Genomic DNA, 26,019 nt, shown 5'->3' with positions numbered 1-26,019 from the left:
GACCACCGATCTTGCCGGGCGAAAGGCCTCCGGTCTCTCGCCTCAGGTTCTTCCACTTCGTCACACAGGATGGACTGATCTGAAGCGCCGCTGCAATCGAGCGAACGGTCTCGCCTGCATCAGCGCGCTTAAGCGCCAGTTCGCGGATGTCTTCCGAATAGGGTCGCGTCATCCATGCTGGCCCCCGGCCCCAGCATGGAGTTTGAATCAGAAATTCCTCCAATTGGGAATCCCGATTCCGCTAAAAAACAACACGCTCTAGGAGACGGCGCGGCGCATGGAGGCTCGCGTGGGGCGTCAAGCTCGCCGATTCTAATCGTACAGAATCTAGAATCTAATGGCAGATGCTGCGCGCGATCAGTTGCCTGCGGGCGCTTCCTCGCTCCGCATCGCTGGCCCGGCGCCTCCTGATCAATGGATGCATGATCTCCTCCTGGAGATCATGCCGTACCGGCAGCGTCGCCGAGCATAAGCCCGCCGAATTACCGAGTGATCGCTGGTGTAATTGTGACCGATGGTGAAGTAATTGGCGTCGGTGTCGTGATCACCGTGCTTGTTCCGCCCGCGGTGGCAGCCTTGAGCGCATAGCCGTTGGTCGCGTAGATGATCGGGTCGTTTGCCGTGGCCATGATCGTTCGCAGGAAGTTCAGGAACTTGGTGGTCTCGACCGCAGCGGCGTTGGAGGTGTAGATGACGTCCTTGTTCCGCAGTTCAAAGGTCTGAGCGAGGAATAATCCGGAAGGATCGCGCAGATTGATCAAATAAATTATTGGAATGATCGGGCCTTTAAAGGGCCTGCAATCGACGCCCATTTCCTTGGCCACTTCTCGCGTCTCGCCCCGATACAGGAACACCGACGACGGATCAGCCAAAGCATCGTTCATGCCGCCCTGCTTGCCTATCGCTTCGGCTAGCGAGATACGCCACGCATCGAACTTGAATTGCCCCTGGAGACCGGACGCGCCGAACGCGACAAAGGTCTGCGGTTGGCTGTAGAGATAGATGACGTCGTTCGGCAAGACGTAGATGTTGTTGGAAGGCTCGTACATCAATGCGCCGAACGGGACGCTCGCGCGGTGTCCCTTGCGCTCGAGCGAGACCCACATGTCATAGCCTTGCGTCGCAGGTCCGCCGGCGCGCGCGATGGTGTCGATGATGCGCTCGGCGGACGGACTCGCACGAAAGCGGCCGGCGTTGCGCACGTCGCCAAGCACGCTGACCAAGGACGTGTTCTGCTCGGCCAGAGCCACGACGACCTGCGGCTCGAGGGCCCGGCCCTTGAGCTTGTCCGTGACCTCGTCACGGATCTCCGATGGGGTGCGGCCCAGCGCCCGGATCGTGCCCGCGTACGGAACGGCAATATATCCCCTCTCGTCCACCGCCTGGTTTGGAACCGTAACGAAGTTGCCGGCGCGGACGCCGGCGTCCGATGTAAACAGGCCGCCGGCTGCGGATTCGAATATCGTGATGCTGACCGTGTCGCCCACGCCGAAGCGGAACGCCTTCGCCGGCGCCTTGTCGGCAAAGGCCGAGGACAGCCTTGGCGTATAGCGGCCGAGGACTTCAACAACCTCGGGCGTCAGCTTGACCAGGGCGTAGGGGAGGACGGCAGGCTCAAGTCCTTCCGACGCCGATCGGACATCCGTCGCTAATGGGCCGGATCCAGGCGTGATAATGCACCCGGCACAAGATAGCGCCAGGAGGCCAGCAACGATCCTCCCACATGTTTGCAGCGCAATAATGGTGATTATCCCCAAGTCGTCCCAGTAAGGGTAAGGTACATTAATACGCGATTCAGGCCAGCGAATCATCGCATTAACCTGAAACGCAACCGAAGCTTGTTGCCGATATGCAACATGGGGGCGAGGGGGCGGGGCGCGCCCGAGCCTGGCAGGTATTGAATCTGCTTCAGTTGGAGACGGTCAGCCCATAACGGATATAATGATCGTCGCGATAGTAGTCGCTGCGGTGCGTGTCGTAGCGAGACATGGCCTTAATGTCGGTCTTGTTGAGAACCGCTCCGATGAGGCACTCGTGGATATTGGGGGCGGTGTGCAGCGCATGCTTGACGACGTCGACCTTCGTCTGTCCCCATTCCACCACCAGGACGAAGCAGTCGATGAAGCTTGTCGTCGAACGCACATCGACCAGGGGGGTCAGGGGCGGAAGATCGACGATGACGTAGTCATACGTCGATCTTAGCTGATCGAACAGCTTGCGCATCGAATCCGCCGCCAGCATCTCGCTGGTGTGAAGCACCGGTGTCCGGCTGATGGCGGGCAGGAATGCCAGATTGGTTTTCGGATCGCGCCAGATCGTCTCCTCGATCTGCTTTCCCTGGGTAATGACGTCTACGATGCCTGTAGTGGCGTTCGCGGCGAGACTGGCGGACAACGACGGGTTTCGGAGGTCGCAATCGACGACGATGACGCTCTTGCCGCTATGGGCGATGAGCTGGGCGAGCGAGGCTGCGATCGTCGTCTTGCCCTCGTTGGGCAGGGCCGAGGTGATGCCGATTACCTGATTGGAGGCTTTGCCGGGATTGAGGTCTATGGCGAGTTTGATGGCACGAATCGACTCGGCGTACCGAGATAATGGCTTGCCGATGACGGTCCTGTGAAATGTCGAGCCGGTGGAAATCTTTCGCTGCCGCATGTCATGATCGGAGTTCCATGACGCTGCCTTTGCTGTCGACGACCGCTTTTCGGCCCGCAACGCCGGTACCAGCGACAGGCACGGCAGTCCCAACGTGGTTTCGATCTGAGAGGACGTACGGAAGACGCGATCCATCATTTCCCTGAACAGGCCGAGCCCCAAGCCCAACCCAAGCCCGCCGAATAGACCCATCATCATGATGATGGGTCCCTTCGGTTTGCTCTTGCTCTGCGGCGGAACCGCCGGATACATCACCCGCGCTTCTGCGAGAGGAAAACCTTCTTGCTGCGCAGAGCCCACATAGCGCTGCAGGAAAGTATCGTGCAGGCTGCGCAAGCTTTTCGCCTTGCTTTCCAATTCGCGTATTGTGATCTCGGCCAGGTTTGTCGTGCGCGACTGCTCCACAGCCTCGGCCATTCGCTTCTCAATCTCCTGCTGCCGCTGCTTGGCGACCTCTAATTCGCTCCGGCTCGTCTCCGCATACCGCTTGACCTCGTCGAGGATCGACCCGCGAAGCTCGCGCATCCGGTTTCGTAAATTAATGACCGCGGCATGGTCGCGGCCAAAACGCGGCGCCCACTCGGCGACACGCCGCTCGAGCTCCAGATATTGTTGGCGAAGATTGATGATGATGGGGCTGTTAAGTGCATCCGCGCCCGCTGCATCCAAATTGCCGATTGATGGTGCGTTCGCCGGATTGGCTTCCAGGATCGCCTCGTAGCGGTTCAGCTTGGCCAACGCCTCGGACGTTTGCGCGCGCGCGGCGACCAATCGGCTGTTGAGCTCCGAGACCTGCTGCTCGTCGATCGGCCTTCCCCCGGAGGAAATGACGTTGTTCTTGGATTTGTAGGCACTGACCGCGCGTTCAGCAACGAGGGCCTGCTCTCCGAGCTCCTGTAGCCTCTGCTGCATCCATTCCCTTGCCCGCCGATTTGTCTCCTGCCTCGCGTTCTCCTGGTCGGCAAGATAGACGCTCGCGATCGCGTTGGCGATCTCGGCGGCTCGTACTGGGTCGCTCGAACTGTAGCCGATCTCGATCAGATCGCTGAAGCTGATCCGGTTTACTGAGACGCGGCTCTGAAATGCGCTGATCAGGCCATCCTGCGGCTCGTTCGGCGGCGGCGGTTGCAGATCCTGCGGCGGAGACGATCCAAAGACAGCGCGAACTCGCTGAAACACGGAGGGTAATGACCGTGGCGATGGCTTGAAATCAGGGTCGTCGGCGAGCTTGAACTGAGTGATGATCTGGACTGCCATCCCTCTCGATTTGAGGACCTCGACCTGAGTTTCGAACAGACTGCGATCGAAGGCCGGCTCAGCCAAGATCGATTGTTGCCGGATAAATTGCGCCTTGGCGTTATTCTCGAGCATGACCTGGACGAAGGCGGTATAGGTCGGCGGTGTGATCCGCAGATAGATCAGGCACGCGGCCATGCCGAGTACGGTTGCAAGAATGATCACGACGTACTGACGTCGCATGAATGCAAGGGCGGTATTGATGAGTTCGCCGATTCCGCCGCTCTCGGCCACATCGTTGTAGACGGGTGCGCGAAGCCTGTCGGGTTGCCGCATATTGCTCTGGAGCATTCGGTGTTCGCCTCCGCCACCTGGTGAATCCCGCCGTGCCGCCGCCCGCGTAAATTGGCATGGCCCGCCGAATGCCGGGCGCCGTGCCGCCCTGCACTTAATAAATATACCGGAAAATGTGGTTTGTTCAAATTAAATGTAAGATAGTTAATTTTCGGATGCTGAATGGGCTGCTCGCGAGTATTTAATGTGTGAGGCGGTTGAACGACTCCCGCAAGCATGTCCGCAAAATCGCGGGGAACGGGAGGTTCGTCCGTGGCCGCTATGGGCGAATTGACGCTTGCTTCCTAGCCAAATCTTCATTCAGTCGGAAAACAGTCTTGTTCGTTAATGGGTTGAGGGGAAGCCGCGTCGCGGCTCCCCGAATCTGGATTCAGCGATAGGTAACGTCCGAGATAATATATATGTCGTGTGATTGCGACATAATCGATTGACATTTAATTTGCGGCGTTCTTTATTTATTTTCCAGAATATCCGGTTGGTCATTTCGGGTGCTGGAGATGCGGAGACGGGGAACCATGGGGTTTGTTTGATGACTCCGATGCCCAGCTTTCGGCTTTCCGCCATTTCCGTGGGGCCGGACGGATATCGAAAGCAGCAACAGCCCGGGCCTCGATCGGCCGCTCCAGGTCCGTGACTATCGTCAGCGTCGATCCCCCGGCTGCAGGTCGACGCGGGGGCTGAAGTTGGCAGCATTGGAGGCTTTTGATGCACGACGAGCTCTATACTGACGGGGTGGAAGAGATCACGATTGGCGGGTCGATCGTCCGTGTCGATCTGGTCAGCCTTTCGCCGACCGAACGCGACGCCAACAATGCGCCGAAGAAGGTGTTCCGGCAAAGGCTGATCTTTTCCGTGGAGTCGTTCGCGAACTCGGTCGAGGTGATGCAGAACGCGCTGCAGGGACTGGTCGACGCTGGCGCGGTGCGGCGCAACCCGCCGAAAGGACAGGCCGGCCAGGCCCCGACCACTTCGACGGATCGCGAACCGCCCAACAGCCCACGGTCCCCCAATGCCTCAAGCAATTTCCGTTGAAGCCGACCTCACGGGCGCGGAAGCGTCGCCCGTGAACGCCGACGAGACCTTGCGCCCGGCCTTGCGGACAGAATTGGAATGTCTCGCAAAGATCGCCGCCTATCATGGCGTCGATCTGCCGGTTGAGCGGCTCAAGCACAGCTACGCCATCGACGGGGTCCCTGTCTCGGCAACGCGACTGTTGCGCATGGCGAAGGAAGCGGGCATGCGCGCAACGCGCACGCAGCTTGACTGGGGTGCGCTGTTTCGGTTGGGAGAGGCTTATCCGGCTCTGCTCCGACTTTCGAACGGCAACTGGATCGTCGTTCTCGCGGCAGGGCAGGGAGCCGATGGTGCGGAAGCGGTTAGCGTGTTCGATCCGCTCGCCGAGCGCCGGGACGAGCCTCTGATCGTCGACAGGGATACGTTCTGCGCCCGATGGAGCGGCGACGCCATCCTGATCAAGCGCGAACGGCTCGCGTCGGACCATCGGCCGGCGTTCGGGCTGCGCTGGTTCATCCCCGAACTGGCCCGTCAGTGGCGCCTGTTTGTCGACGTCGCGATCGCCGCCATCATGCTCTATGCGCTGGGGCTCGCGACACCGATCTTCTTCCAGCTCGTCATCGACAAGGTCCTTGTGCACGAGAGCTTCACCACGCTCTATGTGCTGGCAGCCGGTGCGACTGCCGCGCTGGCGTTCGACGCGATATTCGGCTTTCTGCGGCGCTATCTTTTGCTCTATGCGACCAACAAGGTCGATATCCGGGTAGCAACCAAGACCTTTGGTCACCTCCTTGGCCTGCCCGTGACGTTCTTTGAGCACATTTCGGCCGGCGTGCTGGTAAAGCACATGCAGCAGGCGGCGCGAATTCGCGAGTTCCTGACCGGTCGGTTGTTCCTGACCACGCTCGATGCGCTGTCGCTATTCGTCTTCATCCCGGTGCTGGCGTTCTACAGCATCAAATTGACATGCATGGTGCTGGCCTTCACCGCCGCGAGCGGTCTGGTCGTCGCGCTGCTGATGGGACCGTTCCGGCGCCGTCTCTATAATCTGTACCAGGCGGAAGGCGCGCGGCAGGCTCTGTTGGTCGAGACTGTGCACGGCATGCGCACGGTGAAGTCGCTGGCAATGGAGCCGCTGCAGAGCAGGGTCTGGGACGATCGCTGCGCACAGTCGGTGACGATGCGGTTCGGCGTCGAGAAGATTTCTGCTGCCGCCCAGTCAACCACCGGATTTCTTGAGAAGATGATGACGCTCGGCATCATCTCGTTTGGGGCGCTCGACGTCTTCAGCGGCGAGATGACCATCGGCGCGCTGGTCGCCTTCAATATGCTGGCGGGGCGCGTGTCGGGACCGCTGGTCCAGTTGGTCACCATGGTTCATGAATATCAGGAAGTCGCGCTGGCGGTGAAGATGCTGGGCGAGGTGATGAACCAGAAGCCCGAACGCGATGGCAACCGCGAGGGGCTGCGACCCGACTTCGCCGGCAAGATCGAGTTCGAGAATGTCTCGTTCCGCTATGGCTCGGAAGGCGCGCCGGCGCTGGACGATGTCTCGTTCTCCATCGCCCCGGGATCGATATTCGGGATCGTCGGCCGAAGCGGCTCCGGCAAGACCACGCTAACGCGGCTCATTTCCGGGATGTATCCGGTGCAGCAGGGCCTGCTGCGCGTTGACGGATACGATTCGAGGGAGCTCGATCTCGCCCATCTGCGCCAAAATCTCGGATTGGTCCTGCAGGATAATTTCCTGTTTCGCGGTACGGTTCGCGACAACATCGCCTGCGTGAAGCGCGACGCGACCTTTGCAGAGGTCGTCCGCGCGGCCCAGCTCGCAGGAGCCGATGAATTCATCGAACGGCTGCCGCGCGGCTTCGACACCATGCTGGAGGAGGATGCCTCGAACCTGTCGGGCGGACAGAAGCAGCGCCTCGCGATCGCGAGGGCGCTGATCGTCAATCCGCGCATCCTGATCCTGGACGAGGCAACAAGCGCGCTCGATTCCGAAAGCGAGATGATCATCCGGCGCAACCTGCGCCGTATCGCAGAGGGGCGTACCGTCATCATCGTCTCGCACCGGCTGTCGATGCTCGCAGACGCGAACCAGATCCTCGTGATCGACCGCGGCCGGATCGTCGACGTCGATCATCACGACCGGTTGCTGTCGAAGTGCATGATTTACCGACATCTCTGGAACCAGCAGACGAAGCAGATCGCATGACCAAGCCTGAGACATCCGGCACCGATGCAAACGCGCCGGTGCGGACGACCGAACGGCGGCGGCGCGGGCTATTCCGGCCCACCAGGCGCCGGCCGCAGATAGTGACGGAATTCCAATCCGACGCGATCGAGGTCGAGCACCGTTCGCCGCCGCGGATCGCCCGCGTGACGCTCTATTGCGTCCTGGCTCTGATACTCACCGCGATCGGCTGGGCCGCGGGGTCGCAGGTCGACATGATCGTGACGGCGCAGGGCAAGCTGGTCACCACGCGCCCCAATATCGTCGTCCAGCCGCTCGAGACCTCCGTCATCCGCGAAATACATGTCAAACCCGGCGACCGGGTCAATCGCGGCGACCTGCTGGCGACGCTCGATCCGACATTCTCGCAGGCGGATCTCGACCAGTTGAGCAGCAAGGTCGGTGTATTCAATGCCGCGATTGACCGTCTCAAGGCTGAGTTGAATGGTGAGGAGTATGTCATCGGCGAATCCGCGAACGCCGACCAGGTCCTGCAGCGCAAGATGTTCCTGCAGCGCAAGGCGGCCTACGATGCGCAGGTGGAGAACTACCAGGCGCAGATCGCGTCCGCGCGCGCCAATCTGAAGACCGCGCAAAACGAAGAGACCGTGCTGCTTCAGCGGCTCGAAACGATGAAGTCGATCGAGGTCATGCGCGCGACGCTGATGGACAAGGAGGTCGGCTCGAAGCTGAACTTGCTGCTGTCGCGCGATGCTCGCCTCGACGTGGAAAGCAATCTGGCCCGCGTCCGGGGCAATATCGCCGATTATACGCATCGCCTCGACAAAGCCGAGGCGGACCAGAAGGTCTACGCCGAGGATTTTCGCAAGACGGCTTATCAGGACCTCGTGGAGACGCTGGCGAAGCGGGATAGCGCGGCGGAGGATCTCAAGAAGGCTGAGCTTCGCCGGCAGTTGATTGTGCTGAAGGCGCCGGCCGATGCAATCGTGCTCGATATTGCCAACCGAACTGTCGGTTCGGTCGCGCGTGAGGCCGAGCCGATGTTCGTGCTTGTTCCCCGCGATGTGCCGCTGCGGGCCGAGGTCAATGTCGAGGGCAAGGACGTCGGCCAGGTTTCGGTCGGCCAGCCTGTCCGCATCAAGTTTGATGCCTTTCCGTTCCAGAAATACGGGACAGCCAAAGGCGAGGTCGCCGTCATCAGCCAGGACTCGTTCCCGCCGGATCCGAAAGCCGAAGGTGCGCACCGTCCGACCGCTCCCTATTACCGCGTATTGGTCGACTTGTCCGATACGCACCTTCGGCTGCCGGCGGAGCGCGCTCAATTCATCCCCGGCATGGCGGTGACCGCCGAGTTGAAGGTCGGGCGGCGCACCGTGATGTCCTATTTCCTCTATCCACTACTTCGCGGGTTGGACGAAAGTATCCGCGAATACTAGCTGCAGACACAAATTGCATATCGGTCATTTCATGAAGTTGGAATCCAATGCCAGTCGCCTGCTGGTGATGCCTATGACCGCGAACGAGCGGTCACGGACGTCGAGCCTGGTGGACTACGCGCCGAGAGGTTTACAGCGGTGCTGGCTGCGGGAGCACGGTCACTGATCTCAAATCCAAGAAATTGAGGACATTTTCATGCAAGATATCCGCGTTGGTATGGGCGTCGTTGGATACGGCTATTGGGGGCCGAATCTCGTACGCAACTTCGTCAGCAACCCGTCCGCTCGCCTCGTTGCGATCGCCGATCTCGACCCGGGGAAGCTTGCGGCGAGCACGCGCCTCTACCCGGGCGTAGCCACCACTGACCGCTACGAGGACTTGCTCAAGGATCCGAGCATCGATGCGATCGCGATCGCCACACCGGTGCGAACGCATTACGAGTTGGCGCTTGCAGCTCTGAAGGCGGGCAAGCACGTGCTGGTGGAGAAGCCGCTAGCGCCAAGCGCGGATCTTGTACGCCGACTTATCGACGAGGCCGATCGGCGAAAGCTAACGCTGATGGTCGACCACACCTTCCTCTATACGCCGGCGGTTCAGAAAATCCGCGAACTGGTGCTTAAGGAAGAACTCGGCGAGATCTATTATTACGACAGCACGCGCTCGAGCCTTGGCCTGTTCCAGAGCGATGTGAACGTCATATGGGACCTTGCGGTCCATGATGTCTCGATCATTCAGTATATCTTGAACGAGGACCCCGTGGCTGTCTCGGCGACGGGATCTTGCCATGTGGCCGGCACGCCGGAGAACATGGCGCATATCACGCTGTTCTTCGACAGCAAGTGCGTGGCTCATGTCAGCGTCAACTGGCTCTCCCCCATCAAGGTCCGTCAGACCTTCGTAGGCGGGAGCAAGAAGATGATCGTCTATGACGATCTTGAGCCTACCGAAAAGATCAAGGTCTATGACAAGGGCATCACTCTCGACGAGCCGTCCGAAGACGCTCATCAATTCCGGATTGGCTATCGGGCCGGCGACATGTGGGCGCCTCACATCTCCGCGAAGGAGGCGCTGCAGACCGAGGTCGAGCACTTTATCGATTGCGTGCGTACGGGATCGCCGCCGATCTCCGGCGGCATGTCGGGCCTGCGCGTGATCGAAATTCTCGAGGCGGCATCACGCTCGATTGCCGACCAGGGCCGTCCCGTTCTGTTGCCTGGGAGGCGAACCTCTGTAACGCCGGTCAGAGCGACGGCCTGATAGATGAAGGGCCTTGATCAGCCTGGTCCGTCAGGCACCGCGCCGGGTTCGCGACGCTCCGTGCAACGTTCGATCTTCTTTTCAGCGATCGAACGCTACGGCAATCTTGTTGTGTTCCTGGTCACGACTGCCGTGCTGGCACGTCTGCTGACGCCGGCGGAGTTCGGGATTTATGCGGTTGTCAATGCTGTGACGGCAGTCGTTGTCGCGTCCTTCCAGGAGTTCGGAGGTGCCAATTACCTGGTTCAGAAGCGCGAGTTGTCGCGCGCCAGCGTGCAGACTGCTTTCACGGTCACGTTTGGAATTTCGGCACTCACCGGGCTGGTGCTGCTCGCACTGTCGGGCGTTCTGTCCCAGCTATTCGACCAGGAAAGTTTGCAGAAAGGGATCGCGGTCTCGGCGCTGAGCTTCCTGCTTGCACCATTCTCTGGAACGATTACCGGCCTGTTTCGCCGTGACATGGCGTTCGGAAAGCTCGCCATCTGCAATCTTGTATCCGGCGTCGTGGCGGCCGCGGTATCCATCGCACTTGCAATGTCGAGCTTTGGTTTTATGGCGCCCGTTTGGGGCGGCGTAGCCGGCAACGTGGTCTTGACTATCATGTTGCTGAGGCAGCATCGCGATTTCGGCGTGTTTCGGCCGTCGGTTGCGGATTTTCGTGACGTCGTCAGGTTCGGCCTGTATTCGAGCGGCATAAGCATCATAAATGTGTTGTATAATCTGTCGCCTCAGCTGTTTCTGGCGAAGATTCTCGACTTCACCTCTGTCGGCTTGTACAGCCGCGCCACGAGCATAACTCAGGTTTTCGACAGGCTCGTCGTGCAGGTCTTGAACCCCATCATCATGCCCGCCCTTGTCTCGAGGAGCAGAGATGCGGCGGGTCTGAGGAGTGCCTATCTTGATGCGGTTGAGCTGCTTTCGGTTGTGCAGTGGCCCTTTCTGCTCTTCATCGCGATCATGGCGCATCCGATCATTCTGATCCTTCTCGGTCAGAACTGGCTGGAAATCGTGCCTCTGGTTCGCTTTCTCTGCGTCGCGAATTTGGCGCTGTTCGGCGCCTGTTTGAGCTATCCGACATTGGTGGCTACAGGCAGCGTGCGCGACGCGCTCACGTCGTCCTTGATCTCCCTACCGCCCTCGCTTCTCGTCATTCTGTGCGCGGCTTTCTTTGGGGCCGAGGCCGTGGCAGCTTCAGCATTGTTGACCTTGCCGTTCCAGGCTGCTGTGGCTTTGTATTTCATCGGTCGACGGCTTGCCCTTGAGCCAAAACACCTTTCTCGTGCTTTGCTGAAGAGCGGCGTTGTGACGGCCATGTCCGCTTCAGGTATGATGGTCTGCGCGGCGCTCATCGAAGCGAGGATCGTACCATCCTTCGTTGGCCTGATCGTTGCGTGCGGTGTCGCCGCCCTCTGTTGGGGGCTCGGGCTGATGCTCACCGGACACCCGCTGCTGCATCACCTTTATCGAGCGGCAGGTGGGGTAGTTGTGATTGCGCCGTGGCTTAGGCTGCGGCGTCTATGAGAGTGTTGCAAGGTTGTTGAGAGCTTGGAGATAGCAGATGCCTATCGCAAAGGACGTTCAACTCGGTCGCGACGTCCGAATATTCCATCCGGATCTCGTTAATCTCTATGGCTGTTCGGTCGGGGACGACACAAGGATAGGAACTTTCGTCGAAATCCAGATCGGCGCGAAAATCGGGGCGCGCTGCAAGATATCTTCACACAGCTTCATCTGTGAAGGCGTGACCATCGAGGACGAGGTTTTCATCGGGCATGGCGTGATGTTCACCAACGACAAATACCCGAGAGCAACCACTGCAGACGGCAAGCTGCAGGGACCTGCGGACTGGAAGGTCGAACGAACCCACATCGGCCGAGGGGCATCCATCGGCTCCAACGCCACCATTCTCTGCGGTGTCACGGTCGGCGCTGGGGCCATCGTGGGCGCCGGCTCGGTGGTGACAAGGGACGTTCCACCGCAGGCGATTGTTGCTGGCGTACCCGCGCAGGTTCGTGAACCGCGCCACGTCGCGGCAGAAGCCGCAGACCGTTAATCAAGGATTGGATTCAACCCAAATTTCTTCGTGCGGCTATTTTCATCGTGCGATTTATATGATTTAATTTTATCTGGAATAATCATTTAATATATTTATTGGGTCCGGGCGGCCCGGAGAGGATAACCACTTGATACCTTTTCTGGATCTGAAGGCTCAGTATCGCCAAATCAAGCCACAGATTGATGCCGCGGTTGCGCGGGTCATCGACAGCACTCAATTTGTTCTGGGGCCGGACGTCGCCGCCTTTGAGGATCGCTTTGCAGCTTACTGCAACGTTGATCACTGCCGCGCGGTCAATAGTGGAACCTCGGCGCTGCATCTTGCGCTGCTCGCAGCCGACATTGGGCCGGGCGATGAGGTGATCACCGTGTCGATGACGTTCGTCGCCACGACCGCGGCGATCCTGTACTGCGGCGCCAAGCCGGTCTTCGTGGACGTCGACCCGGTCTCCTGGACAATGGACCCGGCCTTGATAGAAGCCGCGATCACGCCGCGAACGAAGGCGATACTGCCTGTGCATTTGCACGGACTAATGGCGGACATGGATCCGATCATGCAGATCGCTCGCCGCCACGGGCTCGTCGTCATCGAGGACGCGGCGCAGGCGCATGGTGCGGAATACAAGGGCCGGCGCGCGGGATCCGTCGGCGATCTCGGCTGCTTCAGCTTCTATCCCGGCAAGAATCTGGGAGCATACGGGGAGGGCGGAGCGGTGGTTACCAACAGCCCTGACCTCGCGCGACGAATTTCGCTGCTCCGTGATTGGGGGCAGGAATCCAAATACAATCACGTTGTCGCTGGCTACAATTTCCGCATGGACGGCATTCAGGGCGCCGTGCTGTCCGTCAAAATGGACCATCTCGAGTCCTGGACCGAGGGGCGGCGAGCAGTTGCTGGGCAGTATGATGCCCTGCTCGAGAAGCTTCCGTTTGAAGGGCCCCGAGCGCCGACCTACAGCCGGCATGTCTACCACGTCTACGCGGTAAGGCTTCCCCAGCGTGACGAGGCGCTGAAGGCGCTGCAGGAGGGCGGAATTGGTGTGGGCATTCACTATCCCGTTCCGGTTCACCTGCAGAAGGCCTACGCGAATCTTGGCTGTCGCGCGGGCGACTATCCTGTCACCGAACTGCTGGCGAACGAATTCCTCTCGTTACCGATCTATCCGGAACTGCGGCCGGACCAGGTGGCAGAAGTCGTGTCTCGGCTGCAGAAGGCGGTACTTGTCGAGGCTGCCTAAGGCATCCCGGTCAAAGCAGCATGTCATGCACGTCTGCTTGCCGAGGTCCAACAACAGGAGAGCGTCTTGGCTGATCTGAAGGGTAGGCGGATTCTGGTTACGGGTGGCGCCGGCTTTATCGGCTCGCACATCATTGACCTGTTGTGCGACGAAGGGTGCCTCGAGATCGTCGCGCTTGATAACATGGTGAGAGGACGGCCCGAAAATCTTCAGCGCGCCGTCTCGCGCGGTCCTGTGCGCCTCGTCCACGGAGACATACGCGACGGCAAGCTCATGGCAGCGCTGGTGCAGGCGGCCGACATAGTCTTTCATCAGGCCGCGCTCCGCATCACCCATTGCGCCGCCGAGCCGCGCTTGGCCATGGAAGTCATGGTCGACGCCACGTTCGATCTGCTCGAAATGTGCGTCAAGCACAATGTCCAGAAGGTCATCGCCGCGTCCTCCGCATCGGTGTACGGCATGGCGGAGGAGTTTCCCACGACGGAGCGGCAGAATCCTTACGACAACCGTACCCTTTATGGGGCGGCCAAGGCCTTCAACGAAGGGCTGCTGCGCACCTTCAACGACATGCACGGGCTCGACTACGTCGCCTTCCGCTATTTCAATGTCTATGGCGACCGCATGGACATCCATGGCCGCTATACCGAGGTGCTGATCCGCTGGATGGAGCGGCTGGAAGCGGGCCTGCCCCCGATTATCTTCGGCGACGGTCAGCAGACCATGGATTTCATCCATGTTCGCGATGTTGCTCGCGCCAACATTATGGGAGCGAGGGCAAAGCTCACCGATCAGGTTTTCAACGTCGCCAGCGGGACCGAGACCAGCCTGTTGCAGCTTGCTACGACCCTCGCTTCGGTGATGGGCCATCGTGGCTTGTCGCCGGAATTCGCTCCGGAGCGATCGGTCAATCCGGTGCCGCGCCGCCTGGCTTCGACGGGAAAGGCGGAGCGCCTGCTCGGCTTCCGCTCGAGTGTGCCGCTTGAGCAGGGACTTGCCGATCTTGTGAAATGGTGGCGAGTCGAACGCGGATCGCTCGAGCCATCGCGCCAGAAAGAAGCGGTGGCTTCGTGATGCCGATCGCACTGCCGCTGCTCGCGGGCGAGTTTGATCCATTCCGACCCGGCTAGCCATGATTTCGATCGTCGTTCCGGCCCACAACGAGAGTTCCGTGATTGCGCGGACGCTGAGCCAGTGGGTCACCGACCCGGCTTCGGACGAAATCGGCGTGGTTGTCGTTTGTAACGGGTGTACCGACGACACTGCGAACGTCGCCCGGCGCTTCAGTCCGGCCGTCCATGTTGTCGAGTCGGATATCGCAAGCAAAACCCACGCGCTGAATCTGGGTGATCAAATCTCAAATGGGTTTCCTAGGATTTATGCTGACGCCGATATTGTTCTGTCGCTTGACGCCGTTCGAGCTCTGGCGAAACGCCTCGAGCGAGGCGACGTTTTGGCGGCGGCACCTACCGCCGAGATCAATGTGACGGGCTGTTCCTGGCTGGTCCGCAAATACTACGGAATTCGGTCACGGCTGCCATCTTCGCGCCAGGGAATCGGTGGGTCTGGCGTCTACGCCTTATCCGAGGCGGGGCGCAGGCGATTCGGCCAGTTTCCGGATGTCATTGCTGATGATACCTATGTTTGCCTTCAGTTCAGACCAGGAGAGCGGGAGACACTACCCTACGTCAGCTCCACGGTATTCCCCCCACGCACTGTGCTGCAACTGATCGCGGTCAGAACGCGTGCCTACAGGGGAATATTCGAGCTCGTCCAGCGCTTTCCCGAACTGCGCGTCAACAAAGCGGAAGCCAATCATCGGACGCTCGTTGCACTGTTCAAAGAGCCTCACTTGTGGCCCGGATTACTGGTCTACTGTTGTGTCAACATTGTTGCCCGGCGCAGGGCGAGCATGGCTTCCCGAAGTGGAGCCCATCTCTGGCAACGCGATGAGACTTCTCGTGCAGCGCTAACCGCAGATTCACTCAAATGAGGGCGCAATGATCCCGATTGCCATTCCGCTTCTTGACAAGGAGGAGGCCGACGCGGCTCGCGAGGCCGTGTTATCCGGCTGGGTTTCGCAGGGGCCACAGGTTGCTGCGTTCGAGCGGGAATTCGCTGCTCTGGTTGGTGCGCCTCATGCGTGCGCGGTCTCGAACTGCACGACGGCATTGCACGTGGCCTTGACAGCGGCAAACATCGGGCCAGGCGACGAGGTGATTACCGCAAGTCATTCCTTCATCGCAACAGCCAACTGCATCAAATATTGTGGCGCAACTCCGGTGTTCGTGGATATCGACCCGGACACGTACAACATAGACCCAGATCGGGTAGCCGAGGCGATCACATCGCGCACGCGTGCGATCATCGCCGTTCATCAGATGGGCATGCCCTGTGATCTCGCGGCGCTCGCTACGATCGCCGATCGTCATGGCGTCATCCTGATCGAGGACGCGGCCTGTGCCGCCGGCAGCGAGGTCCGCGTGAACGGCCACTGGGAGCGGATCGGCAAGCCGCACGGCCTGATCGCGTGCTTTTCGTTCCACCCCCGCAAGGTCATCACGACCGGCGAGGGTGGAATGCTCACCACCGCGGACGCGGAGCTGGATCGAAAGTTCAGACTGCTGCGCCAGCACGGCATGAGCGTGCCGGACACAGTGCGCCATGGCTCGGCGCAAGTGATTTTCGAAGACTATCTGATGGTGGGCTTCAATTACCGCATGACCGATATCCAGGCCTCGGTCGGCCGCAAGCAACTTGAGCGGCTCTCCGAGCTTGTCGCGCGCCGTCGCTCGCTTGCCTTGCGCTACACGGAACTGCTCGGTAACATCGAGGGATTGATCTTGCCTTTCGAACCGCAATGGGCTCGTTCGAACTGGCAGAGCTACTGCATCAGACTGCCGGATCGCGTGGATCAGAAGGTGTTGATGCAGCGATTTCTCGATAAGGGAATTGCAACTCGGCGCGGCATCATGTGTGCGCATCGCGAGAAGCCCTACTCGAATGACAAGCAGCCTCACGACCTTCGCCAATCGGAGCTTGCGCAGGATCACTCGATCCTGCTGCCACTGTACGCTCAGATGACTGACGAGAACCAGGTGCTGATTGCAGAGACCTTGAAGAAGGAACTTCAAGTCTAAATAGATCGTGTCGATGTCGCGAGCCGGCAGTTGCGCCGGTGACGCCGATCATTTCGGTTGGGCTCAGGGAATCAGGCGCATGGCCAAAGTTGATATCGTTGTACCCTGTTACAATTACGGGCGGTTCCTCGAAGCCTGCGTGGGGAGCGTTCTCAGGCAGTCCGTCGCAGATCTTCGCGTGCTGATCATCGACGACGCTTCGTCCGATAATTCGCTCTCGGTGGCGAGAAAATTGGCGCGAGACGATTCCCGAGTGACCGTGGTCGCGCATGAGCAGAACAAGGGGCATATCGGCACATACAATGAGGGAATTGCCTGGGCCTCGGCCGATTACTTCCTTCTGCTGTCTGCGGATGATTTGCTGGTTGCCGGCGCACTCGAACGCGCTGTCGAAGTCATGGACAAAAATCCGGACATTGTTCTCACGCATGGCGAATGCGTCAATTGGAATGATGATTCTCCGATCCCGAATATCGAACCGAAGCAGAACTACACGTGGGCTCGCCAAGAGCTCTTGGAAGAGATGTGTGCGACCGCGACGAACTTTGTTTGGACGCCTACCGCTATTGCGCGAACGAGTACGCAAAAAGCGATCGGCGGCTATCGAGCATCGTTGCCGCACAGCGGTGATATGGAGATGTGGCTTCGTTTCGCGGCGAGCGGCTCGGTGGCGCGCATCCATGCGGTGCAGGCAATCTATCGAAGGCACTCAACTGCAATGTCTAACGCGTACTTTGCCGAAATCATATCCGACTATCGACAATGTCAACTCGCGTTTGAGAGCTTCTTCGATGAATACGGGGATCGTCTCGGCACCTCGCGTGACTTGAAAGGTTCAGCTCGTCGTGCATTGGCCGAGCGAATATTCCATCGGGGAATCGGGCTGCTGCGACGGGGACGCTTCAATGACGGCCTCGGCCTCATGCGCGAAGCGATGGCTATGGATCGCCGGCTGCGTTACTTGCCGCCGCTATGGCGATTGCTGAAGATTCCGGGCGAGGGCGGCCGTCAATGGGCTTTGTCCGTCATCAGGAGGACGCCGGGCAAGCTATTGGGGTGGGCATTGCAATCGCCGAAGAGTCAGCATCAACCCGAGGTCGATAGCGGCCGTTTCTCTTCCGGGAACCATGTAGGTCATTAGATGGAGTCAAAACAGATACGAGGTCCAATCGTGCTCGCCTGTGACAAGCGGTATGCCATGCCGCTTGCCACGACCCTGCGGTCGATTGTGGAAACGGATAGAAGCGGCGAGCCGCTCGAGTTTCATGTGCTTGCCGATGGGCTTTCCGAGCGTATTCGAAGGAGGATACTGGACTCCCTTCCGCATGGTTCTGCGTCGATCCGATGGATCGAGGTGGACTTGGGAATGTTCCAGGAGTTCTCGACGATTAGTTACATTTCCAAAATCACCTACGCTCGATTCCTCATTCCGCGTATTTTCCCGGATACGGTCTCCAAGGTATTGTATCTAGACTGCGACCTTCTTGCTCTTGATGACTTGCAGGCGCTCTGGGCAACAGATCTGGAGGGAAATGTTCTTGGCGCGGTTTTGGACCGTCTCGATTCTCAGATTAAAAATCAAACCGTTCGCCTACCGGTACCTCGCGTGCGGGACTACTTTAACGCCGGTGTACTTCTGATAGACCTGCACCAATGGCGAAAGGCGCAGATCGTCGAAACAGCGTTAGACTATCTCAAGCGCTGTCCTGGATCTCCCTACTCGGATCAAGACGCACTGAATGTTGCGTGCGACGGCTTTTGGAAAAAGCTCGATTCCCGATGGAACTATCTCGCTTACAACGAGAAGCTCGACGTCTCTGAACTGGCTGGCGAACACAAGCCCAGCATAGTTCATTTCACGACCTGGAACAAACCTTGGAGACCTGGCGTTCCAAACGCGAATGCCGCGTTGTACGACTCGTTTCGAAGCCGCACGCGGTTCCCGCGCAACGCCATGGACAGAATGGAAGCTACGCTGCGTATCGGTTGGTCCCACATCAAGCGCTTCCAGAAGGCGAGACAAGACAAATCAGCTCGCTCGGACGCTATGGTTGATCGTCAGGCTGATCAGAGTAGCCTCAAATAATCGAGCAGTTTCCTCTCTAGTCATTCGTCGGAGGGGCAGGAGTTTGCGATTCGGGCCATTCAGCCTAAGCAGCGGTCAACAGGAAAGCTGCCTGATCTCCCTGTTGTTCGATATTTAGCTTTGCCGCTCGTTTGGCAAACCCTCTCAACTGATGACGGCTAAACACATCGTTTGGCCCGGACGATGTGAGCGGCTTAGACTTCCGGTACATTTCGCTTCCCCAGAACTGAAACGCAGTAGAATCATCAATCGATTGTCTGACAGAGAGGCCGCAGCGCTCCGCCAATGCGTTCATTCCTTTGCGGGAGGGAATCACAATGTGGCGCGGTGCATCCAGTTGCACCCAATTCGGGCCGTACTCCATCCATGCTTGCGAGGACGAAGTTGGGATGCGAACCAGAATGCGGCCCCCGGGTGCGAGTAGCCTTCTTGCATTGTCAAGACTTTGGCCCGGATCAGGGACGTGTTCTAACGAGTGATTGAACATGATGAAATCGAACTCGCCGGACAGGCTCTGAAGATCCGACTTATGAATCGTCACGGCACCTGATGTCGGCTTGGAAATGTAAGGGTCTACTCCAGTAAGATTCGTGAACCCTGCCGCAGACATTCTATGAAGAAGTTTCCCGGAACCGCAGCCAACGTCCAGCACCCGAGAGCTAGGATCGATCTTAAAATCTCCGATGACCCCCACGATAGGATCGTACCTCACAAAGGATGCTACGGCTCCCAATATGCTTTTGATGCCGAGTGCATGCGCGTCCCTGATTGCGATGACCCGCGAATTTCGCGAAGGCTTGGCGAATGAATAATACCCATCGGGGTAAAAGCGACCTTCGTCTGCGACATCCGCCAGGCGCTGGATCGTCCCACAATCGATACATTCCTGGTATTCAAACCGCTCTCCTGTACCAAACATCATCTCGGTAAATACGTGGCGGCGATGCTCGCCGTCTGACAAGCAAGCTTTACAAATCATCTCGAGTACCTAGCCACTCCAGGGGTTCGAATCCGGCTCAGCCAGCATCGGAGAAGCCGTAACGGATGTAGTGGTCGTCGCAATAATGGTCGCGGTGAAACTGACGCGTTCGCCAATGCCGCCGCTTTCTGCCTGGTCGCTTTGCCCAGCTCCGTCGATCGGGCACGGGCTCTGTCACTTTGCAGCCTATTCATCCGAAGGTGCTCGCTCGCCCCACCTGTCGATCTCGATGGGCCGTGGCCCGCACCATGATGTTCACCGGGATGCCGATTAACGCTCCGGCTGAGCGTTTGTTGCATTATAATAATATATTGGATAAAATCGGCGTTGTCCAAATTAAATAATTGTCGGTTAATTTAGATAATGTGTTGAAGGCGAGCGCTGGACCCGATTGACCAGGAGCTATTCATGGCATCCCAAGCATATCCGCCCAAAGCTGAAGGAGTGGCTGAAGGTCCCCTCGTCACTGTCGTGATGTGCGTTTACAATGCAGGGGAGTATTTGCGGCCTTCACTGTTGAGTATAATTGATCAGACTTACAAAAATCTGGATATCCTCATTATCGACGATGGCAGCACGGACGGCTGCTTCAACTCAGTTCAAGACCTGCTGGCCGACCAGCGTGTTCGCGTGCTTCACCAGGCGAATTCAACCAAGCCTGTGGCTGTCAATCGAGCGCTCGATCAGATCCGCGGCGAGTTTTACGCCATTCAAGACGCGGACGACATCAGTCATCCAACGCGAATCGAAAGGCAGGTTCGTGCGCTGCTCAACAAGCCGCATTTGGCTGCCGTATTCTGCGGTAACGAGCTTATCATTAACGGAAGAGTCATGGCGCCGGTGTTTGCGCCGATGAGCGAGGACGACTGCCAGTCCGAGATTGGGGCCTTTCGAATGCCTGCTCTTGATCCGACAGGAATGTTCCGAATGTCATTGGTCGGCGATATGCGGTTCGAGCCCTCGTTGAAGGTTGCTGAGACCTACGATTACATATTGAGAATTGGGGAAGTATATCCAATGATCGTATTGGGCGAGTGCCTTTACTCGTACCGCATACTTCCCAATTCACTTACCCGACGTGCGCCATCGTGGCGTAAGCAGTTTGAGGTTGAGGCATACAGGCGAGCGTGCGAGCGGCGAGGTTTACGGATCGAGCCGGAATGCGAGGATAGCCGCCACGGCTCTCGCAACAGTTTATCGGATAACAACATCGCCGCCCATTTTATGAGGAGCGTGTTGGATTGGCGTCGGTCTAACCGTCGTTTGTCGGCCTTGAGGACGGGTTGGCAATGTGCTTGTTTGCACCCCGCGGATCCGCACTATTACAAGGCGCTTATTTACGCGCTGATTTCACCCAGCGTAGCGAAGCGCCTACGTCGTAACTTCCTGGCTATTCCCTTGGAAACGACGAAATGAAGCGCTTCTTCAGACCGAACTGTCGCCTTATGCGGCGACTTAATTTTGAGCGCTGCTTCTTTTTTGCGAGATGTCTTGGGCATTAGAGGTATCGGCGTTGAACCGCAGAAGCTTAGAATTGGATCCGGGTTTTCGACTTGCCTATCTGCAGGATCGGCAGAAAGGTCTGGGTGGGCGTACGGCAGGGAGCTCGCTCTCACTTAATGAGCTATATCTGAAACTATTACTGGTCGCGATTTTTCTGCCCGAGGGCCTATCTTTCTTCATCGGTGATTTTCGCCTCTCGGTCGCTCGAGTGCTGATTTTTGTGTCCTCGATCGCGGCGATATCGCGGCTCTCAAGCACGCGAACTGTAGTGTGCGTCCCATCAGATATTGTGGCCCCGGTTGCGGGTGTTTGGATGATGCTGGCTGCCACCGTGACGGCCGGTTTTACGGGTCTCAAAGGGGCGGGAATCGACGCAATTGTATTCACTGGCGCATATTTGACCTTCCGATATCTCACTCCTGGCGATAGCTCCGTGCGAGTCGCACGCTTCAGCTGCAAGCTGGCAGTTCTGGTTATCTGTGTCGGTCTTCTCGACCCTTTGAATGACAAACTGTTCACCTATGAGTTCATCAAGGGCATTACTGGTTATGTGAAATTCAGCTATGAAGGCGCATTAGCGACGAAGGCCGAGACGCTGTATAGGGACGGTGTTATTCGAGCCATGGGTCCGCTGGAGCATTCGATACTATTCGGTGCCATTTGCGCTTGGTTCGGGACCTTGGCTTTCACGACGTTTAGGCTTCAAGTATTCGGCTGGGCTGTTGCAGGTATCGCGCTCATCGGTGTGTTGTTTTCGCAGGCGCGGAGTCCATTGCTGGCTTATCTGATCGGATTTGCGCTGGCGATTTTCTATGCTGCGACCCCTCGCTTTACAGCTCGGTGGAAATTGGTCGGACTGTGTGTGAGTGCCGTACTCGTTGCTGTCTTCACTTTCTCAGGCAACCCTGTCGTAACGCTTGTACGCCTTTGCGGAGTAAGTCCGGAGGCGGCCTGGTACCGTCAAGCGATCTGGGAGGTGGGGGGGCGTGTGGTACTCGGTTCGCCGATCTTCGGAATTGGTGTGAACGGAGACTGGAATTGGCAGTCTCACGGCGCGCTCTTGAGTGAGAGCGTGGATGCTTTTTGGCTTGCCACTGCAATGGCATATGGAATTCCCGGAAGCATATTGGTCCTTTTGACAATTGTGGGTGCATGCGGGCTTGGTTCGATCGATAAATCGCGTCACCTTACTCCCGAAGAAGGACGGCTATCGGTGGCGCTCGGAATTGTCATGACGACCGTCGTTTTTCTAGGGTTCATGGTGCATTTTTGGGGCATCTGTTGGATCCTTATCGCCGTCTTTGCCGGCATGCGAGCGAACCTCGCGGAAACCGCGGTACTGCGCGATAGAGCCGCACGAGCGGCGGAAACATGGGTGTGATCGATTTATCAGAGGGTGTTTGCCTGCGAGGCCATGGCGCCCTGCCACGCGGAGGAGGCCGCTAGCGGATCGCTATGTCGGCGGTAATCGAATTAAATAGATTTGATAATTATTGCGATGTCTGATATTTAATATGTTTTAATTCTCCGAAGGTTCCTGTCATTGAATCAACGCGGGAAGAGTGGAGCGTACCTTTTCGAAGAGTGCCATGATTGCTTTTGGTACGATCTGCCGGTTGCGCCCGTGTGTAAGGGAATAAAATGAATCACTGCCACCCCTCCGGCGGCCAGGCAGCGCGGCGGATCGCCTTCGCCACGATCGGTGATGCAAGCGAGGTCAGGTTCTGGTCCGGCACCCCATTTCACATGTCGAAATCGCTCGCAAACGAAGGTCATGAGGTGGTCCATATCGGTCCCCTGAACGCACCGATCCTGCCTCTTTACAAGACGTATTCCAGACTTTGCCGCACCTTTCGCAGGCGGGGCCTCTCCCCATTCCATGCGGGGCCTGTTGTTGCACAGTATGCGGCGGACGCAGCACGCAAAATCCGCGCCGTCTCGCCCGATGTCGTCTTCGCGCCCGCCGGGTCCAACTTCGCCTGGAATGTGCCTGAAGGCGTTCCCCTCGTCTATGCGTCCGACGCGACCTTTCGACTTGTCGAGAACTACCATCCCAACTATCGGAACCTGTCGCGTAACGCTCGGGAGATTGCTGAACGCCTGGAACGCAACACGATCGCGCGCGCGGATCTGGTCCTCTACCCCTCGGAATGGGCCGCGGAATCTGCGGTTAGGGACTACGGCGTCGACCGTGCGCGCGTGCATGTCATTCCGTGGGGTGCCAACCTCGAGGAAGCGCCGGATCGTACCTCTGTGCTGGGCCGCCGCAAGCCAGGTCCGTGCCGGCTCCTCTTCATTGGTGCCAACTGGAAAGAGAAGGGCGCGGACATCGCGGTCGCAACCCTCGCTGAACTAAGGGGCAGGGGCGTAGACGCTGAGCTCGTGATCTGCGGATGCACGCCGTCCAAACCTGTCACCCAGGATGGCCTGACAATCATTCCTTTCCTCAATAAGAACGATCGCGAACAGCGCAATCGACTGGATCAACTCTATCGCGACGCGGATTTCTTTCTGCTGCCGACCCGGGCAGATTGCTACGGTATCGTATTTTGCGAGGCTGCGGCCCACGGCGTACCGAGCATCGCGCCGGCCACGGGTGGCGTGCCCGGTGCTATCCGCGATGGGGAGACAGGCATCTTGTTGCCGCCGGATGCGACGAAGGAGGACTATGCGACGGTCATCTCCGAGACCTTTGCATGCCCGGAACGGCTGGCACGCCTGAGACAATCGAGCCGCGACGCTTTCGAAGTCCGGCTGAACTGGCAGGCCTGGAGCCGGCGTGTCTCAGATCTGATACAAACGTTATGATTGTTCTGAACTATCACGAGCTGGTGGAAGCGTCGCCTTCGAATGCGTGGTGCCTGACGCATGAAACATTCGATGCGCATCTCGCGCTTTGCGGGGACAGGCTGGTCTCGCCTCAGTGTTTTCTGGAGTATTGCCCCAATCCGAAAGCCAGCCGTACCGGCTCGGTCCTGCTGACCTTCGACGATGGATGTCTCTCGGATTACACGTATGTCTATGCGCGTTACGTGAAGACCGGCCGGATTCCGGGTTTCATGTCTTTTATCCCGGTGGATTTTGTGGGCTCGCCGGGACGTATGAGCTGGGAGATGATTGAGGAACTGGGCAGGAACGGCGTTGCGATCGGCTCCCATGGCATGGCCCACGTCGATTTGACTACTGTCTCGGACGTCGAACTCGGTCGCGAGCTTACGGTGTCGAAGTCGATGCTGGAGGATCGCCTCGGGCAACAGGTTACTCTTTTCGCCTTCCCATACGGGCGCTTTTCCCGACGGGTTTGGGACGCGGCTCTGAAGGCCGGTTACACGCACCTCTTTACAATCCAGCTTGGTTATCATCGGGGATTTGAACCTTTTCTCTATTCCCGCCTATGTCTGACGAACAACATGGATGCGGACTACATGCGCCAGCACTTGCGCGATCCGGATGCGATGCGTGGTGTTGCCTGGAGGGTCAGCACAAGGCTGGGGCTCTATCGCCAACTGATGCGCTGGCGGCATCGATAAGCCGAGCCTTCCCAAAGCCGGCAATAACAAAGACAGTCAATTTGACTCGGTCAGGCCTGCCGGAAGGTGGGACGCGGAATCGTGGTTCTTTCGACCTGGGGAAAGCGCTATTTGAAAAGAGCGTCGTAAGCCGCAATCAATTTCGGCTCTTCGTGCTCCCACGACAGCTCGTCGCGCACACGCTTGCGTCCGTACATACCCATCTCGCGGCGACGATCTGGGTCGTCGATGAGTTCGAGGATCTTGTCACCAAAATCGGCCGTGTCGGGGTTGCGCGCATAGAGAGAAGCAGACTGGGCCGACACCCGTCCTTCGACCAGATCAAACTGCACGATCGGCTTGCCGAGCGCCATATACTCCATGATCTTGTTCATGGTGGACATGTCGTTCATCGCGTTGGGACGATCCGGATTGACGCAGACGTCTGCAGTTGAAAGCACCTTGAACAGCGTCGTGTCGTCGACCCTGCCGGTGAAAGTGACAAATTCCGAAAGTCGCATCCGTACACATGTATCTTTGAGCTGCTCCAGGCTCGGCCCTGCGCCCATGATAACGAACTGGATGTCGGTACGTTGACATGTGGACGTGATGTGCCGAACCGCCTCTAGCAGAAGGTCAATGCCTTCCTGCTCCCCGATCACGCCGACGTAGGCGACCAGATGCGGCCGGCCGTTGCGCCATGTGTTATCGGGGGCGAGCTCACGCACGCGCGCGAGATTTGGCCCCGAGCGGACGACAAACACGCGATCGGGTTCCATCTTGCCGCGTTGGACAGCGACGTTGGCGTAGGACCGGTTGGTGGCGATGGAAATGTCGGCCAGGCCAAAAGTCAGGCGCTCGAGAAAGACAAGCACCTTCCACATCAGTCCGCGATGTCCAAACTTTGCCTCGAACAGCTCGGGGTTCAGATCATGATGGTCAAATACGAACTTCTTGCCGAACAGGTACTTGTAGAACGCCCCGACGAGGAAAATGAGATCTGGCGGATTGCAGGCGTGAATCACGTCGAAACCGCGCCCCCAAAACACCTTGAGCGAATAGGCGAACTCCCACCATAGCGCGCTGCTGTATTCGGCAAGATAGCCGAGCTTGCCCTTGGCCTCGATTGGCAGCGGATGGCGGTAAACATCGATGCCGTCGATCGATTCGAACGGAGTTTCTGCGAACGGTCCACGGGGACAGATCACCGAAACCTCGTGACCTGCCCTGTGCAATGATTGCGCCTCCGCCCAGACCCGGCGATCAAACGGAACGGGAAGATTTTCGACAATGATCAGGATTCTCCGCCGGCGTACGCTGCGCGTCGCCTCAACGACCGTTGCCAGTGTCATGATCGCTGTC

The 26,019-nt window shown here is 58.4% G+C and carries 21 protein-coding genes; 16 read left to right on the top strand and 5 right to left on the bottom strand.

Annotated elements, in window-relative coordinates:
• From YY7_RS53400 to YY7_RS0131685, 3 genes are all read right to left on the bottom strand, one after another.
• On the bottom strand, positions 1–172 hold a 172-nt coding region (locus tag YY7_RS53400; RefSeq protein ID WP_155255393.1), incomplete at its 3' end, for a helix-turn-helix domain-containing protein.
• Positions 173–482: 310 nt separating this feature from the next.
• On the bottom strand, positions 483–1,811 hold the full coding sequence (locus tag YY7_RS53395; protein ID WP_080663930.1) for a polysaccharide biosynthesis/export family protein: 1,329 nt from the start codon (positions 1,809–1,811) through the stop codon (positions 483–485).
• A 97-nt stretch (positions 1,812–1,908) separates the two neighbouring features.
• On the bottom strand, positions 1,909–4,227 hold the full coding sequence (locus YY7_RS0131685; RefSeq protein WP_245287479.1) for a polysaccharide biosynthesis tyrosine autokinase: 2,319 nt from the start codon (positions 4,225–4,227) through the stop codon (positions 1,909–1,911).
• Between the two features lie 723 nt (positions 4,228–4,950).
• Here YY7_RS0131685 and YY7_RS0131680 point away from each other — a divergent pair.
• From YY7_RS0131680 to YY7_RS53380, 12 genes are all read left to right on the top strand, one after another.
• Entirely contained in the window at positions 4,951–5,277 is a 327-nt protein-coding gene (locus YY7_RS0131680) for a hypothetical protein (RefSeq protein ID WP_028166733.1), read from the top strand.
• A 49-nt stretch (positions 5,278–5,326) separates the two neighbouring features.
• Entirely contained in the window at positions 5,327–7,477 is a 2,151-nt protein-coding gene (locus YY7_RS0131675; RefSeq protein ID WP_035691424.1) for a peptidase domain-containing ABC transporter, read from the top strand.
• A gap of 98 nt (positions 7,478–7,575) precedes the next feature.
• Positions 7,576–8,892 (top strand): HlyD family type I secretion periplasmic adaptor subunit, encoded by a 1,317-nt coding sequence (locus YY7_RS0131670; RefSeq protein WP_028166731.1) that lies wholly within the window; start codon positions 7,576–7,578, stop codon positions 8,890–8,892.
• Positions 8,893–9,088: 196 nt separating this feature from the next.
• The gene (locus YY7_RS0131665; RefSeq protein ID WP_028166730.1) at positions 9,089–10,150 is read left to right on the top strand and encodes a Gfo/Idh/MocA family protein; all 1,062 of its coding nucleotides are present in this window, start codon (positions 9,089–9,091) and stop codon (positions 10,148–10,150) included.
• A 3-nt stretch (positions 10,151–10,153) separates the two neighbouring features.
• Positions 10,154–11,671, top strand: a complete 1,518-nt coding sequence (locus YY7_RS53390; RefSeq protein ID WP_051397032.1) for an oligosaccharide flippase family protein — start codon at positions 10,154–10,156, stop codon at positions 11,669–11,671.
• A gap of 37 nt (positions 11,672–11,708) precedes the next feature.
• Positions 11,709–12,203 (top strand): acyltransferase, encoded by a 495-nt coding sequence (locus YY7_RS0131655; protein ID WP_028166729.1) that lies wholly within the window; start codon positions 11,709–11,711, stop codon positions 12,201–12,203.
• A 130-nt stretch (positions 12,204–12,333) separates the two neighbouring features.
• Positions 12,334–13,443, top strand: a complete 1,110-nt coding sequence (locus tag YY7_RS0131650) for a DegT/DnrJ/EryC1/StrS family aminotransferase (protein ID WP_028166728.1) — start codon at positions 12,334–12,336, stop codon at positions 13,441–13,443.
• A 75-nt stretch (positions 13,444–13,518) separates the two neighbouring features.
• Positions 13,519–14,514, top strand: a complete 996-nt coding sequence (locus YY7_RS0131645) for an NAD-dependent epimerase/dehydratase family protein (protein ID WP_035691416.1) — start codon at positions 13,519–13,521, stop codon at positions 14,512–14,514.
• A 58-nt stretch (positions 14,515–14,572) separates the two neighbouring features.
• A complete protein-coding gene (locus YY7_RS0131640; RefSeq protein WP_028166726.1) occupies positions 14,573–15,433 on the top strand; it encodes a glycosyltransferase in 861 nt (286 codons plus the stop codon).
• 7 nt (positions 15,434–15,440) lie between these two features.
• Entirely contained in the window at positions 15,441–16,580 is a 1,140-nt protein-coding gene (locus tag YY7_RS0131635; RefSeq protein ID WP_028166725.1) for a DegT/DnrJ/EryC1/StrS family aminotransferase, read from the top strand.
• A gap of 79 nt (positions 16,581–16,659) precedes the next feature.
• Positions 16,660–17,721, top strand: coding sequence for a glycosyltransferase family 2 protein (locus YY7_RS53385; protein WP_051397031.1), 1,062 nt, complete (start codon positions 16,660–16,662; stop codon positions 17,719–17,721).
• Between the two features lie 30 nt (positions 17,722–17,751).
• Positions 17,752–18,666, top strand: coding sequence for a glycosyltransferase family 8 protein (locus YY7_RS53380; protein WP_196237360.1), 915 nt, complete (start codon positions 17,752–17,754; stop codon positions 18,664–18,666).
• 64 nt (positions 18,667–18,730) lie between these two features.
• Here the strand turns inward: YY7_RS53380 and YY7_RS0131620 are convergent, their stop codons facing one another.
• Positions 18,731–19,627: a class I SAM-dependent methyltransferase gene (locus YY7_RS0131620; protein WP_196237359.1), complete on the bottom strand. Its 897-nt coding sequence runs from the start codon at positions 19,625–19,627 to the stop codon at positions 18,731–18,733.
• A gap of 426 nt (positions 19,628–20,053) precedes the next feature.
• Here YY7_RS0131620 and YY7_RS56910 point away from each other — a divergent pair, with 426 nt between their 5' ends.
• From YY7_RS56910 to YY7_RS0131595, 4 genes are all read left to right on the top strand, one after another.
• Positions 20,054–21,061 carry a glycosyltransferase family A protein gene (locus YY7_RS56910; protein ID WP_051397029.1) on the top strand — a complete coding sequence of 336 codons (1,008 nt, stop codon included), beginning with the start codon at positions 20,054–20,056 and terminating at the stop codon, positions 21,059–21,061.
• 97 nt (positions 21,062–21,158) lie between these two features.
• Entirely contained in the window at positions 21,159–22,529 is a 1,371-nt protein-coding gene (locus tag YY7_RS0131605; RefSeq protein ID WP_196237358.1) for an O-antigen ligase family protein, read from the top strand.
• A gap of 365 nt (positions 22,530–22,894) precedes the next feature.
• Positions 22,895–23,956, top strand: coding sequence for a glycosyltransferase family 4 protein (locus YY7_RS0131600; RefSeq protein ID WP_245287477.1), 1,062 nt, complete (start codon positions 22,895–22,897; stop codon positions 23,954–23,956).
• Complete coding sequence (locus YY7_RS0131595; protein WP_028166721.1) at positions 23,953–24,678, top strand: polysaccharide deacetylase family protein; 726 nt, start codon at positions 23,953–23,955, stop codon at positions 24,676–24,678. The genes YY7_RS0131600 and YY7_RS0131595 overlap by 4 nt, the downstream gene beginning before the upstream one ends.
• A 107-nt stretch (positions 24,679–24,785) precedes the next feature.
• Here YY7_RS0131595 and YY7_RS0131590 read toward each other — a convergent pair whose 3' ends face one another.
• Positions 24,786–26,009 carry a glycosyltransferase family 4 protein gene (locus tag YY7_RS0131590; RefSeq protein WP_051397028.1) on the bottom strand — a complete coding sequence of 408 codons (1,224 nt, stop codon included), beginning with the start codon at positions 26,007–26,009 and terminating at the stop codon, positions 24,786–24,788.
• Between the last annotated feature and the right edge of the window lie 10 nt (positions 26,010–26,019).

The organism is Bradyrhizobium elkanii WSM2783 (genome assembly GCF_000472865.1).
GTDB classification, from domain to species: domain Bacteria; phylum Pseudomonadota; class Alphaproteobacteria; order Rhizobiales; family Xanthobacteraceae; genus Bradyrhizobium; species Bradyrhizobium elkanii_A.
This window is presented reverse-complemented; position numbering and strand designations above follow the sequence as displayed.

What these genes read in the sequence shown, in the direction of transcription:
- YY7_RS0131635 (WP_028166725.1), top strand. Translation starts at nt 15,441, where the DNA reads ATGATCCCGATTGCCATTCCGCTTCTTGACAAGGAGGAGGCCGACGCG.
- YY7_RS0131590 (WP_051397028.1), bottom strand. Translation starts at nt 26,009, where the DNA reads ATGACACTGGCAACGGTCGTTGAGGCGACGCGCAGCGTACGCCGGCGG.
- YY7_RS53390 (WP_051397032.1), top strand. Translation starts at nt 10,154, where the DNA reads ATGAAGGGCCTTGATCAGCCTGGTCCGTCAGGCACCGCGCCGGGTTCG.
- YY7_RS0131665 (WP_028166730.1), top strand. Translation starts at nt 9,089, where the DNA reads ATGCAAGATATCCGCGTTGGTATGGGCGTCGTTGGATACGGCTATTGG.
- YY7_RS53395 (WP_080663930.1), bottom strand. Translation starts at nt 1,811, where the DNA reads ATGATTCGCTGGCCTGAATCGCGTATTAATGTACCTTACCCTTACTGG.
- YY7_RS56910 (WP_051397029.1), top strand. Translation starts at nt 20,054, where the DNA reads ATGGCATCCCAAGCATATCCGCCCAAAGCTGAAGGAGTGGCTGAAGGT.
- YY7_RS0131600 (WP_245287477.1), top strand. Translation starts at nt 22,895, where the DNA reads ATGTCGAAATCGCTCGCAAACGAAGGTCATGAGGTGGTCCATATCGGT.
- YY7_RS0131685 (WP_245287479.1), bottom strand. Translation starts at nt 4,227, where the DNA reads ATGCGGCAACCCGACAGGCTTCGCGCACCCGTCTACAACGATGTGGCC.
- YY7_RS0131655 (WP_028166729.1), top strand. Translation starts at nt 11,709, where the DNA reads ATGCCTATCGCAAAGGACGTTCAACTCGGTCGCGACGTCCGAATATTC.
- YY7_RS0131640 (WP_028166726.1), top strand. Translation starts at nt 14,573, where the DNA reads ATGATTTCGATCGTCGTTCCGGCCCACAACGAGAGTTCCGTGATTGCG.
- YY7_RS0131595 (WP_028166721.1), top strand. Translation starts at nt 23,953, where the DNA reads ATGATTGTTCTGAACTATCACGAGCTGGTGGAAGCGTCGCCTTCGAAT.
- YY7_RS53385 (WP_051397031.1), top strand. Translation starts at nt 16,660, where the DNA reads ATGGCCAAAGTTGATATCGTTGTACCCTGTTACAATTACGGGCGGTTC.
- YY7_RS0131680 (WP_028166733.1), top strand. Translation starts at nt 4,951, where the DNA reads ATGCACGACGAGCTCTATACTGACGGGGTGGAAGAGATCACGATTGGC.